Below are 12143 nucleotides of genomic sequence, written 5' to 3'. Positions count from 1 at the left end.
CCTCGGGAGAAGGAAAGGAGCGTCCGAGCGGGGGCCTAGCCTCCGAGGATCTTGGCGCGTGCTGCTGCGCGCTCGTCGGCGGTGATGACGCCGCGATCGTGGAGGCTGTCGATCTCGGCGAGGCGTTCCTCGGTCGTCGCGGAGGGAGCGGTCATCGCGGACGGGGCCGTCGTCGCGTCGGTCGGCGTCGCTGGCTGCATGAGCTGGGAGTCCATGAGTCGCGCGGCCATCTCGGTCTCCATGGTGAGGGGGTCGTAGCCGCGGGCCTTCGCGAGCCGGTAGTTCCTCACGCCGCTGACGACGATGACGGTGAGCGCGGCGACGAATGCGAGCCCGAAGAGTACGAGGAAGACGACGAGGTATGCCGGGAGGCCGTCGGACATGCCGGCGGCGCCGCTCGTGCGACCGATCTCGACGTCGGTGAAGAGATGCTCGAGCTCGGGCGGGATCGTCTCGGCGCGCAGGCGTGTCATGCGTGCACTGTAGTGATCATCCGGCCTGTCCGAGAAGCGGTCCGGAGCATCCGACGTCTCTCGCTGCGAGGTTGAAGTCGGCGCGTGTGCCTGCCGATGCATGCGGGCATGCGTTCGACGTTCCGTCGCCGGTCCCTCGTCGTCGCGCTCGCGGCGGCGCTTGTCGTCCCGCTCGTCGCTGCACCGTCGGCGCAGGCGGCGGCGAAGGACGGGGCGCGTCCGGCGTCGTACGAGTCGTCGGTCGTCGCACGCATAAACTCCGCCCGCGCGACGGAGGGGCTGCCCGCGTTCCTCGAACTTCCTGCGCTGCGGACCGATGCCCGCCAGTGGTCGACGACCCGCGCGAAGCGCGGTACGTCAGGACGACTCGCGCACCAGTCGATGACGGTGATGAAGAAGGACACGCGGGCGGCGGGTTGCGCGGGCGGCTACGCGGAGATCGTCCTCTGGGCTCGCCCGACGCCGTCGACAGCGAAGGTCGTGAGCACGTACCTCGGCTCGGCCGCTCACCGGCGCATCGTGCTTTCGGGCAGGTACACGCACGTCGGCTCGGGCACGGTCGTCCGTGGTGGCGTCACGTACAACACGGTGCGTTTTGCGTCGGGCTGTGTGCGGACGGTGAAGAAGTACTCGACGAGCCGCACGGGTCGTCTTGTCGTGACGATCCCCGCGCGGTCGAAGGCCGGGAAGGTCCTCTACCGGGTGCACGCACCGAAGACTGCGACGCACACGGCGGTCTCGTCGAGGACGAAGACGGTGACGTACCGCCGCTGACGCGTCACGCGAGGGTTGCGGCGAGTACGTCGTCGAGCATCGCCGGGGTGAGCAGCCCCGTGTACGTGTTGCGCGCGGAGACGTGGAAGCAGCCGTGGACGCGGAGCGTCCGTCCGTCGTCGTGCGTGAGGTCGAGCGTCGCGGCGTGCGCGAACCGCGGCCGGGGCCGCGGCACGTGCCAGCCCTGCTCAGCGAGCGTCGCGAGGAGCGCCTGCCAGCCGTACGCGCCGAGCGCGACGGCGTGTCGGAGCGTGGGCGCGAGGAGCTCGAGCTCGCGTGCGAGGTAGGGCGCGCACGTGCGCCGTTCGTCGGGGGTGGGCTTGTTGTCGGGCGGTGCGCACCTCACGGGCGCGACGAGGCGCACGCCCGTGAGCTCGAGCCCGTCGTCGGCGGACACGGACGTCGGCTGGTTCGCGTACCCGACGCGGTGGAGAGCGGCGACGAGCACGTCGCCCGACGGGTCGCCCGTGAACATGCGTCCGGTGCGGTTGCCGCCGTGGGCGGAGGGCGCGAGCCCGACGACGACGGTGCGGGCGTGTGCGTCGCCGAAGCCGGGCACGCCGCGGCCCCAGTACGTCTGGGCGGCGAACGAGGCGCGCTTGTCGCGCGCGACGCGTTCTCGCCACGCGACGAGGCGTGGGCACGCGAAGCAGCCCGCGACGAGCGCGTCGACCTCCGGGAGGGTCGTCGCGGTCCGGGCGAGGCCAGGGTCGGAGTGCGTCGGTGCCACCCCTGCAGTGTGCACCTCTGGTAGAGAAGGACGCATGACGCAACTCCCGACGGTCCTCGCGTGCGGTCTCGCGACGCTCGACGTCACGCAGGTCGTCGACCGCGTGCCCGGCCCCGACGAGAAGGTCGTGGCACGTTCGCTCGCGGTCGCGGCGGGCGGGCCCGCGCTCAACGCGGCGATCACCGCGGCGCGCCTCGGCTGCGCCGCGACGCTGCTCACGCGCGTCGGGGACGGCGGCCCTGCGGCTCCCGTGCGGGCCGAGCTCGCCGCGGAGGGCGTCGCGCTCGTCGACGCGGCCGACGACGCGTGGACGCTGCCCGTCTCGACGGTGCTCGTCACGCAGGGGACGGGGGAGCGGGCTGTCGTCTCGACGAACGCTGCTGGGCGTGCGCCGTCGGCCCCGGCGGACGTCACGCTGCCCGACGGCACCGCCGCGGTGCTCGTCGACGGCCACCATCTCGACCTTGCCCTCGGGGCGGCCGCGGCCGCGCGTGCTGCGGGCGTGCCCGTCCTCCTCGACGGCGGTTCGTGGAAGGCCGGCCTCGACGAGCTGCTCGCGCTCGTCGACGTCGCGGTGCTCTCCGCGGACCTGCGCTTGCCCGACGGTCCGCAGGGTGCGCTCGACGACGACGACGTCGACGCGCTCCTCGCGGGCGTTGGTGCGCTGGGTCCTGCTGTCGTCGCCCGCTCGAGCGGGCCGGGCCCCGTCGACGTCCTCGTCCGCACGGGAGGTCGCAGCAAGCGGGGACGGGTCGAGGTGCAGCAGATCGACGACGACACGGTCGTCGACACGCTCGGTGCGGGCGACGTCCTCCACGGGGCCGCGCTCGCGGGCCTCGCCCGCCTGCCGCGCACGTCCCTCGCGCTGCCCGGTGCACCTGCCGACCCGGGTCTCGTGCTCGTCGGGGCGCTCTCCGCCCTCACGGTCGCGACGCGGGTCGCGACTGCGTCCGTGCAGCATGCGGGCGCACGCGGGTGGACGCGCGACCCCGGGCTCGTCGCGACGCTGCGGGCCGCGCTCGACGGCTGAGCCGCGGCGCACTCACTATCGCGTCGAGCGTCAGCCGATGCCGACGAGCGTCGGACCTACTGGCAGGACGACGACGCCGCCTGTCGCGACCCACGTGTCCGGCGGCAGGAAGACGCGAACGTCGTCGTTGAACGCCATCGGCACGACGGCGCGGGTCGTGCGTCGTGCGCCGTCGACACCGACGACCGAGACAGCCTGGTCGAGGAACTCCATGCCGTCGCTCTGCCCGGGCGTCGGCGCGTCGACGCCCGGGACGGGCTCCGTGTCTGCGTCGTCCAGGGCGGGCCCGACACGGCCACCGCCGTACGGCCTGGCGACCAGCGAGAGATCGGCGACGTCAGCCACAGGCTGCCCGTCCGGTCCGACGATGAGCAGCGACATGCCCTCAGCAGACTCCTCCGTCGCGGGCGTCCCGGCGATCCCGGCCTCGGCGACCCAGGGCGTCACCTGCTCCCCGAACCGGGCGGCTCCCGCGTGGACGAGGCGCTCGCGCGCACCGGACGCGGAGACGACCCAGTCGCCGACGCCCGTGCGGCCCTCGAGCATCGCGGGCGTCGACACGCCCGTGCTCGTGAGCAGGTCGTCGCGGCGCCACGCGGCGCCGGGAAGCGCGGAGATCGTCGTGCCGTCCTCGGCGGAGACGAACGTCACCCAGCGCGTCGCGACAGCGGTGCTGCCGCCGGGCGGTGTGTCGCGGAGCGCGAGCGGACCGAGGGCGGTGAGCTCCTCGCGGAGGAAGGACCGCAGGAGGGTCCCGTCGGGGCCGGGCTCGACCGCGCCCGAGAACGAACGCCACGTGCCATCGGTGCTGCGCACGAGCGACTGGGTCGAGTTGCGTGCGAGGATGCGGCCGTCGTGCGTGAGCGCGAGCGTCGGAGCGTCCGGGCCGAACCATTGGGAGAGAAGTGTCGAGCCCGAGCCGAGGCACGCGAGGTCGTCCGCCAGCCCCGCCCAGTAGAGAACGCCCGTGTGCTGGAGGAGCGACGTGATCCGGCACGCGGCGGGCACCGGGACGCGAACGTCGACGGCACCCGTCGCGGCGTCGAGCACGACGATCTCCTGCAGCCCCTCGCCGTCCTCGGTCACCGTCTCGCACGCGACGAACGTGCCGGCGTCGAGGACCTGGCACGGGGAGGCCGACTGGGCCTCGAGCGGTGCGACCCACGCCGCACGTCCCCGAGCGGTGTCGACCCCGACGACGAGTGCCGCTCGGTTGGCCTTGCTCGTCGCATCCGCTGCGTCGAGCAGCGCCCGCCACGCCTTGGCGCCAGCGGAACCTCGCGTGACGACGACGACGGCCTCGGGCGCGGAGGCGTCGGCGACGCTCGCCGACATGCGCGCGGGCACGACCGAGAGCCCGTCGAGGTCCGAGCCCTTGACCCCCGCGTCCTTCGCGACGTCACCGAGGAGCTCCGCAGGCCCGAGCGTCCACCGCACCTGCGCGGAACCCAGCGACACGTCGACCGCGGGAGCGGGCTGCAGGAGGTCCGCCCGGCGGGGGTCGCTCACGTGGACGTCCGGGATCGCGCCGAGCACGGGCAGCCCGTCGTCGGTCGTCGCGCGCTCGAGGGACGCGAGGAGCGTCGCGAGGTCCTCGGCTGCGAACGTCGGCGCGGGCGGGGGAGGGACGGCCGGGTCGCGGTCGTGGAGGATCGTCCAAGCGCCGCCGCCGACGAGCGTGAGGGCAGCCACGGCGCCGATCCAGCGTGCGGCACGCCGACCGGGGCGGTCACGGCGCTCGCGCGCGCGGTCGAGGACGTCGCCGTCGATGCGGGTCGTGACGTCGTCGGGCACGTCAACCGGGCCTGGAGCGGCGACCGGTGCCGAGGGAGCCACGGGTGCGCGCGGCGGCATCTGCGCGGGAGCGGCCGCGTCGTGCGGGGACGCTCCCGCGGCCTGGGGGGCCGGACGACGAGCGGGTCGGAGCCCCTGCTCCTCCCACAGGTCCCGTCGTGCGGGTTCCGTGCCCTGCGTCATGCTCACCCCTGTCGTCGCGGCACCGCTACCGCACCCTCGCATGGTCCCGCACGACGTCGGGTGTCGTCCACCTTGGCACGGGCTGTCTCCTCACCCACGGTCGTGATGCGCACCGCGGCAAGGAGTGGCAGTGTGGTGACAGCTCGCACCGCACGGTGCGCGACGGGAACGGAAGGGGAATCACCATGGGTGAGCTCATCGGTCTCATCATCTTCGGCGCGGTCATTGGCGCCCTCGCACGGCTCTTCATGAAGGGCGAGCAGCCCATCGGCGTCCTGTGGACGATCATCCTCGGGGTGCTCGGAGCGCTCGCAGGCTACTGGCTGTCGGACCTCCTCGGCGTCAAGGAGACGAGGGGCATCGACTGGATCCGCTGGATCATCTCGATCGTCCTCTCGATCCTCTTCATCAGCATCTACCTCGGGCTGCGTGGCGGTCGACGCCGCGTCTGAGCACGTTGCGGGCAGCGCCCCCGTCCCGGACCTCACGGTCCGTGACGGGGGCGTTGTCGTCCTCACCTGTGCACGACGCACGCGTCGGCCTCGCCACGCCTAGGGTGGGCGACGTGACCCCGACAACCTCGCCCTTCGATCCTCGTCCGCTCGACGTCCTGCGCCGCGTCTGGGGCTACGACGCGTTCCGTGGTGACCAGGCGGAGATCATCGACACTCTCGTGCGCGGTGAGGACGCGCTCGTCCTCATGCCGACGGGCGGCGGCAAGTCCCTCTGCTACCAGGTGCCTGCGCTCGTGCGGGACGGCGTCGGCGTCGTCGTGTCCCCGCTCATCGCGCTCATGCAGGACCAGGTTGACGCGCTCGCCGCGCTCGGCGTCCGCGCCGGGTTCCTCAACTCGACGCAGACGCCCGACGAACGTCGCCAGGTCGAGGCCGCCTTGCTCGACGGCACGCTCGACCTTCTCTACCTCGCCCCCGAGCGGCTCGGCGTGCCCTCGACGCTCGACCTGCTCGACCGCGCCCGCATCGCACTCTTCGCGATCGACGAGGCCCACTGCGTCTCGCAGTGGGGCCACGACTTCCGCCCCGACTACCTGCGGCTGTTCGTCCTCCACGAGCGCTGGCCGGACGTGCCGCGCATCGCGCTCACCGCGACGGCGACGTCCGCGACGCGCACCGAGATCGCCGAGCGGCTCGAGCTCACGGGCGCCCGCCACTTCGTCGCGAGCTTCGACCGGCCGAACATCCGCTACCGGATCGTCGGCAAGGACAACCCGCGCGCCCAGCTTGTCGACCTGCTCACGAACGAGCACGACGGCGACGCCGGCATCGTCTACTGCCTCTCGCGGGCCTCCGTCGAGCAGACGGCCGCGCACCTCGTCGAGCGTGGCATCCCCGCCCTGCCGTACCACGCGGGTCTCGACGCCTCGGTGCGTGCGCGCCACCAGTCGCGGTTCCTCCGTGAGGACGGGCTCGTCATGGTCGCGACGATCGCATTCGGCATGGGCATCGACAAGCCCGACGTCAGGTTCGTCGCGCACCTCGACCTGCCGAAGTCCGTCGAGGGCTACTACCAGGAGACGGGCCGCGCGGGCCGCGACGGCGCACCGGCGACCGCGTGGCTCGCCTACGGCCTCGCGGACGTCGTCCAGCAGCGCCGCATGATCGACTCCTCCGAGGGCGACGCCACGCACCGCCGCCAGCTCTCCGCGCATCTCGACGCGATGCTCGCGCTGTGCGAGACCGTCGGCTGCCGCCGCGTCCAGCTCCTCGGGTACTTCGGCGAGGAATCCGAGCCGTGCGGCAACTGCGACACGTGCCTCACCCCGCCCCGCACGTGGGATGGCACCGTCGCGGCGCAGAAGCTGCTCTCGACGGTCGTGCGGCTCGAGCGTGAGCGCGGGCAGCACTTCGGCGCCGGGCACATCATCGACATCCTCCGCGGCAAGGAGACGCCGCGCGTCCGCGAGCTCGGGCACGGCACCCTCTCGACGTACGGCATCGGGGAGGACGTGTCGGAGGCCGAGTGGCGGGGCGTCGTGCGCCAGCTGCTTGCGCAGGGGCTCGTCGGCGTGGATGCGCGCGGCTACTCGACGCTCGAGCTCACGCCCTTGTCCGCCGCCGTGCTCACGGGCGAGCGGACCGTCCTCATGCGGCACGAGGAGCCGCGCGCCTCCCGACGCTCGGCGTCGGGCGGCGGCCGTGCAGCTCGTGCCGCCGCCGTGACCGAGGGGCTCGACGCCGCCGCGACCGAGCTCTTCGAGGAACTGCGTGCATGGCGCGGCGCGACGTCGAAGGAGCTCGGCGTCCCCGCGTACGTCGTCTTCCACGACGCGACGCTCCGCGAGATCGCCCAGCGACGACCGACCTCGCTCCCGGAGCTCGCGACCGTCGGCGGCGTCGGCGCGAGCAAGCTCGAGAAGTTCGGGACGGGCGTGCTCGACGTCGTCGGGCGCGTGACGGGCGTCGACGTCGACACGGACGCGGGGACGCTCGAACTCTGAGCCGACGAGGCGTGCCGGACTTGCCGCCGCTTAGCCCGCGACCGGGGAACCGAGCTCGGTCGTGAGGACGGTCGCGAGCGCGTCCGAGCCGTCGAGCGTGCCCGTCGGGACGTAGGCCGCCACACGGAAGGCGTCGCCGGACTCGGCACGCACCCACATCATCACCGCGTCGAGCGTCGACGCGTCGACACCCTCGCCGACCTTCTGCGTCCACGACATGGCGACGGCCTCCGACGCGCCCGGCCAGGTCTCGACGGCGCGGCGGAGGTTCGTCACCGCCGGGTCTGCGGCCATGAGCTTCTCGTTCGTCCACGAGACCGAGGAGAGGGACCCCGCACCCGCGCCGAGCGAGACGACTTCGACCGCAGGGAGGTTCTGCCCGGCAGCACCGAGACGGAACGCACGCCCCGGGGCGGTGCCCTGGGCCTGGTAGCCGGTGTCCTCCCGTGCGGTGGCCGGTAGCGTGAGCGTGAGCCCCGGGAACACCTCGGTCCGGGAGCCCTCGGACGGCGTGAACACGAGCCCGAGAGACGCGCCGGTCGGCACCGTGACGTCCTCCGGCGAGCCCGACGACGGCACCGACCCGGTGCCCGCCTGGCCGGCGGTCGGCGTGCCCGTGCCGCCCGTCGCCCCGCAGGCGGTGAGCAGTACGGCGAGCGTCCCGACCGTGAGTGCCGCAGCCACGGCCGCCGTTGAGGTCCTCCTGGATCCGCGCATCGCAGTCTCCTTCGTCGTTCTGCTGAGGTCGTGTGCTCGCGTCGTGCGCCGTGCCTCGCCAAGGGACCGCACGCGCCCGCCCGAGTATTCCGCACCTTGCACGGTTCGGCGCGGCGAGGCCGGGTGTGGGCCCGGGTACCGCAGCGAGGCAGGCGGCACCCGGGACCTCGTGCGGATCAACCTGCGACGCACTCGGTCCACGGGACCCAACGGCTCCCGTCGAAGTAGGAGGCCTCGGTCGTCGTCGTGGTCGTCGACGAGTTCTCGTACCGGACTCCGACGCCGACCTTCCAGCCGTCGACCGCAGCGTCGAACGCGAACGGGGTCGAGGACCCGCTGGTCCGTGCGAGCACCGTCGCCTCGCCGCGCTCCATGGCTGCACGGACGAACGTCGCAAGCGCGTCCTCGCCCGGCGATCCGGTTCCGCCCGCGGGCGTCCACGCCGTCGGGGGGACCGGGACGCCGACAGCACGCAGGAGATCGCCGGCGACCGACGTCGCCTCCGGGTTGGTGAGATCGACGGAGAGGTGTGCCTGGCTGCCGCGCGCGTGCGCGTCGGAGTACTGCGTCCCGAGGAGCCGCGAGAGGTGGATGCTGCCCTCCTGCGCCGTCGTGAGCTCGATCGAGACGTTGGTCATGTGCGTGCTCGTCGGGTCGAGCGTCACGGCGACGACCGTCTGGACGTCACCGTCAAAGCTCCCCTCGACGTTCTCGTGGAGGTATCCGACGCGACCCCAGGCGGTCGAGTCGAGCGACGCCCCGAAGTAGAGCGTCGTCGCGCCGGTCGCGGTGTCGACGCGACCCCCGAGCGCGGTCGCCCCGCTCGCTCGGACGTCGCCGTCCGCGGGGCCCAGGGGGGTGAAGTCGGTCCAGGCCCCCGACGCCGCGAGCTGCGCGTCGACCTGGGCGAAGTACGACGTCGGCGTAGGAACCCGGTAGCCGTTGCCGGTGATCCGGTCCACGGCGGCGGAAGCCCCGTCCCAGAGCGCACGCAACGGCCCGGCGATGGGCGTCGTCGCGTTCTCGACGTGTCGCTGGAAGTGCTCCGTCAGCTGCGCCGCCGCCTTCTCCTGGCCGGGCGGGAAGTCCCACGTCGAACCTCCGGCGACGACGGCCGCAGCCCCTGCCGCGGCGTGCGCGCCCTTGGCCATGGTGAAGTCGTCGACCGTGAGGGAGATCTTCGCGCCGGCTGCAACCCCGATGCCGGCGTTGCCCGCCGCCCTGAACGTCACCCGGGTCGTCCCGTCGGAGAGGTTCTCGGTGATGAGGGTGCCGCCGCCGTCGACATCGACGATCACCGTCGCCCCGATCGAGCGCGCCGTCGTCACCGCGTCGGTGACGCACGGTCCTTCGGGGCGGCGCGCGTCGACAGCGTCCTCGGTCGCTGCGCAGGCCGTGCCGAAGGCCTCGCAGAGCCGTGCTGCGATCGCCGAGCCGATCGGGGTCGCCGCGATGAGGAGCGATCCCACGACCGCGACGACGAGAAGGATCGCACCGAGATACTCGACCGACCCGGCTCCGCGGTCGTCACCGCGTCGGGCGGCGGCCGTGCGTCGAATCATCGGAAGGTCTCCTTGGTGCGGGACGGTGGGAGCGTGCGTGTGCACGCTCGACCGTCCTTCACGCTAGGGATGAACCTTCTGGGGCGCGACGCCCCCGGGGCCCGTTCTGGTCCTTCTGTCACGGGGGGTGCCTGGGTCCGCGTGGGACCCCGGGCCCAGGCGGCGCAGTCGCGGGCGGCGTCCCTCCCCGGGGGGCGGCATGCCGCGGGCGTGGCATGCCGCGGGCGCGGTCGGCCGCGGGCGTGGTCGGCCGCGGGCGTGGTCGGCCGCGGGCGTGGTCGGCCGCGAATCGGCCGACCACGTCAGTCGAGGTCGCTCGAGAGGACGACGGCCCGTGCGGGAGAGCTCTCGAGCTGCCCCGGCTCCGCGAAGGCCAGGATCTGGAACGCCGCCCCGGATCGCGCCCGCATCCAGAGGACGAGCGCGTCGAACGTCGTGGACCTGTCGCCGCGGGTGACCTCCTGTGTCCACGTCATGGCGATGACCTCCGCGGCGCCAGGCCAGCGCTCGACGGACCGGTGGACGTTGGAGATCGCCGGATCAGCCTTCATGAAGGCTTCGTCGGTCCATGAGAGGTCCCTGAGGGAACCTAGCTCGGGGCGGATCGCGGTGACCTGGAACGCGGGCAGATCCTCCCCGGCCGTGCCGAACAGGAAGCGGCGGCTCGGCGCAGGGCCGCTCGGGACGAAGGCCGAGTCCTCGTGCGCGGACTCCGGCAACGTCACCGTGAGCCCGGGGAGCACCTCCGTGCGGGTGCCCGCCGACGGCACGGGGGCGATCCCGAGAGGGGTGCCGGTCGGCGCCATGGGGTGGTCCGTCCCGGACGGTGCCCAGGGCGCGTCGAGCGGGTCGGGCGACGGCACGCACGCCGTGAGCGTCACCGTGAGGACGCCGACGGCGACAGCGGCGACCGCCCGCGCAGCGGCGTTCCTGCGGTGCTGGGTCCGCGGTACGTCTGCCCGCCGCGTCGGCGGCCTCATCCGACGCACTCCGTCCACGGCACCCACTGGGTCCCGTCAAAGTACTCGGCGCCGTCCGTCGTGCGGCGCGTCGAGGAGTTCTCGTACCGGAGACCCGCCTCGATCCCGACCTTGCCGGACGCGTTGATCGCGAACGGGGTTGACGAGTCGCCCGTCTGCGTGAGGCGGCTGACCGTCCCGCGCTCCTTGGCGGCGTCGACGAACGTCGTGAAGGCGTCGATCTGTCCAACCCCCGTGTTGCCTCGTGGCGTCCACTCCGTGTCTGGGACCGGGATCCCCTGCGACCGCAGGACGTCCGCGGCGATCGAGGCGCTCTCCCGGTCCGTGAGGTTGACCCCGGCCGTGTACTGCACGCCGCCCCGCGCGCTCGGGTCGTGGTTCGCCCCGAAGACGTTCGACCAGCTGGCGTCGGCCTCGCCGAACGCCGTCCCCTCGATGGACACGTTCGTCATGTAGGCACCGGAGGGGTCGAGTGTCACCGCGATGATCGTGTGCAGTTCCCCCGAGGCGCTCGCGTCCCCCGAGCTCGTGAGCTGCTTGCTACCGGCCTGGGCGGAGCCCTCCAGGGTCGCAGAGTAGTAGAGGGTCGTCGCCCCCGTGCGGACGTCGACCTTCGCGCCGAGCGCCACGGCGGCCTCGGCCTCGGCGCCCGCGCTCGTCGGCCCGGTGGAGAGCGCCGATGCTGAGGCCGAGGCCGACCCGTCGACCCCGACCTGCCCGAAGTACGACGTCGGGGCCGGCGGCACGTACCTGTCGCCAAAGACTGCGTCCCACGCGCCGCGGATCGGCCCGACGACGGGGGTCGTCGAGTTGTCGAGCTGTCGCTGGAGGAACGACGTGAGCTTCGACGCGTCACCCTCCTGGCCGCGCGGGAACTCCCAGGTTGTGCCGCCCGCAACGAGGGCCGCCGCACTTGCGCTCGCCTGGGCGCTCCCCCCGTAGACGAAGTCGTCGACCGTGACCTCGATGCTGCCGCCCACGCCGACCCCGATGCCGGCGCTGCCCTCTCCCTGGAGCGTCACCCTCGTCGTTCCGTCCGAGAGCTTCTCCGTGATGAGCTGACCGCCGGCGTCAAGGTCAATGACCGCGGTGACGCCGAGCGAGCGGGTCTCCGTCGAGGTGTCGACGACGCATGGGCCCTCGGGCTTGCGGCTCGCCGTCGGATCCTCTGACGCGGTCCCGCACGTGGTTCCGAAGGCCTCGCAGAGCCGTGCCGCGATCGCGCTGCCGATCGGCGTCGCCGAGAGCAGCAGCGAGCCCACGATGGCGACGACGAGGAGGATGACTCCGAGGTACTCGGCGGAACCGGCGCCGTGGTCGTTGCCGCGGTCCCTCGCGACGGCCAGTCGTCGGAACATCGGGGTCTCCTCGTCGCGGGCGTGGCGTGCGTCCCGGAGAGGCGTCCGGGGCCACTGCCACGCTAGGGGAGGCCTCGTCGGCCC

General features: G+C 73.0%; 11 protein-coding genes. 4 read left to right on the top strand and 7 right to left on the bottom strand.

What is annotated here, in order from left to right:
• Positions 1–35 precede the first annotated feature (35 nt).
• The gene (locus tag C1729_RS07650) at positions 36–473 is read right to left on the bottom strand and encodes an SHOCT domain-containing protein (RefSeq protein ID WP_102509421.1); all 438 of its coding nucleotides are present in this window, start codon (positions 471–473) and stop codon (positions 36–38) included.
• Positions 474–581: 108 nt separating this feature from the next.
• Between C1729_RS07650 and C1729_RS07645 the strand changes: the two genes are divergently transcribed.
• Positions 582–1247: a CAP domain-containing protein gene (locus C1729_RS07645; RefSeq protein ID WP_165375452.1), complete on the top strand. Its 666-nt coding sequence runs from the start codon at positions 582–584 to the stop codon at positions 1245–1247.
• Positions 1248–1251: 4 nt separating this feature from the next.
• On the opposite strand, the gene C1729_RS07640 is transcribed toward C1729_RS07645, so the two are convergent.
• Positions 1252–2013 carry a uracil-DNA glycosylase gene (locus C1729_RS07640; protein WP_102509419.1) on the bottom strand — a complete coding sequence of 254 codons (762 nt, stop codon included), beginning with the start codon at positions 2011–2013 and terminating at the stop codon, positions 1252–1254.
• Between C1729_RS07640 and C1729_RS07635 the strand changes: the two genes are divergently transcribed.
• Positions 2012–3007, top strand: a complete 996-nt coding sequence (locus C1729_RS07635; protein ID WP_102509418.1) for a PfkB family carbohydrate kinase — start codon at positions 2012–2014, stop codon at positions 3005–3007. The two genes, C1729_RS07640 and C1729_RS07635, sit on opposite strands and share 2 nt — an antisense overlap.
• Before the next feature lie 30 nt (positions 3008–3037).
• Here the strand turns inward: C1729_RS07635 and C1729_RS07630 are convergent, their stop codons facing one another.
• On the bottom strand, positions 3038–4984 hold the full coding sequence (locus tag C1729_RS07630; RefSeq protein WP_102509417.1) for a hypothetical protein: 1947 nt from the start codon (positions 4982–4984) through the stop codon (positions 3038–3040).
• Positions 4985–5169: 185 nt separating this feature from the next.
• On the opposite strand from C1729_RS07630, the gene C1729_RS07625 reads away from it, so the two are divergent.
• Both C1729_RS07625 and recQ read left to right on the top strand, forming a co-directional pair.
• Positions 5170–5436, top strand: a complete 267-nt coding sequence (locus tag C1729_RS07625; protein WP_102509416.1) for a GlsB/YeaQ/YmgE family stress response membrane protein — start codon at positions 5170–5172, stop codon at positions 5434–5436.
• Between the two features lie 104 nt (positions 5437–5540).
• Positions 5541–7442: a DNA helicase RecQ gene (gene recQ / locus C1729_RS07620; RefSeq protein ID WP_422917645.1), complete on the top strand. Its 1902-nt coding sequence runs from the start codon at positions 5541–5543 to the stop codon at positions 7440–7442.
• Positions 7443–7472: 30 nt separating this feature from the next.
• Here recQ and C1729_RS07615 read toward each other — a convergent pair whose 3' ends face one another.
• The 4 genes from C1729_RS07615 to C1729_RS07600 all read right to left on the bottom strand — a co-directional run bounded on the left by C1729_RS07615 (position 7473) and on the right by C1729_RS07600 (position 12059).
• The gene (locus C1729_RS07615) at positions 7473–8159 is read right to left on the bottom strand and encodes a hypothetical protein (RefSeq protein ID WP_129590694.1); all 687 of its coding nucleotides are present in this window, start codon (positions 8157–8159) and stop codon (positions 7473–7475) included.
• 176 nt (positions 8160–8335) lie between these two features.
• On the bottom strand, positions 8336–9721 hold the full coding sequence (locus C1729_RS07610) for a hypothetical protein (protein WP_102509414.1): 1386 nt from the start codon (positions 9719–9721) through the stop codon (positions 8336–8338).
• Between the two features lie 302 nt (positions 9722–10023).
• On the bottom strand, positions 10024–10701 hold the full coding sequence (locus tag C1729_RS07605; protein ID WP_102509413.1) for a hypothetical protein: 678 nt from the start codon (positions 10699–10701) through the stop codon (positions 10024–10026).
• Positions 10698–12059, bottom strand: a complete 1362-nt coding sequence (locus tag C1729_RS07600; protein ID WP_102509412.1) for a hypothetical protein — start codon at positions 12057–12059, stop codon at positions 10698–10700. Before C1729_RS07600 ends, C1729_RS07605 begins: the two co-directional genes overlap by 4 nt.
• Positions 12060–12143 lie beyond the last annotated feature (84 nt).

Source organism: Sanguibacter massiliensis (assembly GCF_900240335.1).
GTDB classification, from domain to species: domain Bacteria; phylum Actinomycetota; class Actinomycetes; order Actinomycetales; family Cellulomonadaceae; genus Flavimobilis; species Flavimobilis massiliensis.
The sequence above is the reverse complement of the archived record's forward strand: the minus strand, read 5'-3'. Positions and strand labels throughout refer to the sequence as shown.

What these genes read in the sequence shown, in the direction of transcription:
- C1729_RS07650 (WP_102509421.1), bottom strand. Translation starts at nt 473, where the DNA reads ATGACACGCCTGCGCGCCGAGACGATCCCGCCCGAGCTCGAGCATCTC.
- C1729_RS07645 (WP_165375452.1), top strand. Translation starts at nt 582, where the DNA reads ATGCGTTCGACGTTCCGTCGCCGGTCCCTCGTCGTCGCGCTCGCGGCG.
- C1729_RS07635 (WP_102509418.1), top strand. Translation starts at nt 2,012, where the DNA reads ATGACGCAACTCCCGACGGTCCTCGCGTGCGGTCTCGCGACGCTCGAC.
- C1729_RS07640 (WP_102509419.1), bottom strand. Translation starts at nt 2,013, where the DNA reads ATGCGTCCTTCTCTACCAGAGGTGCACACTGCAGGGGTGGCACCGACG.
- C1729_RS07630 (WP_102509417.1), bottom strand. Translation starts at nt 4,984, where the DNA reads ATGACGCAGGGCACGGAACCCGCACGACGGGACCTGTGGGAGGAGCAG.
- C1729_RS07625 (WP_102509416.1), top strand. Translation starts at nt 5,170, where the DNA reads ATGGGTGAGCTCATCGGTCTCATCATCTTCGGCGCGGTCATTGGCGCC.
- C1729_RS07615 (WP_129590694.1), bottom strand. Translation starts at nt 8,159, where the DNA reads ATGCGCGGATCCAGGAGGACCTCAACGGCGGCCGTGGCTGCGGCACTC.
- C1729_RS07610 (WP_102509414.1), bottom strand. Translation starts at nt 9,721, where the DNA reads ATGATTCGACGCACGGCCGCCGCCCGACGCGGTGACGACCGCGGAGCC.
- C1729_RS07605 (WP_102509413.1), bottom strand. Translation starts at nt 10,701, where the DNA reads ATGAGGCCGCCGACGCGGCGGGCAGACGTACCGCGGACCCAGCACCGC.
- C1729_RS07600 (WP_102509412.1), bottom strand. Translation starts at nt 12,059, where the DNA reads ATGTTCCGACGACTGGCCGTCGCGAGGGACCGCGGCAACGACCACGGC.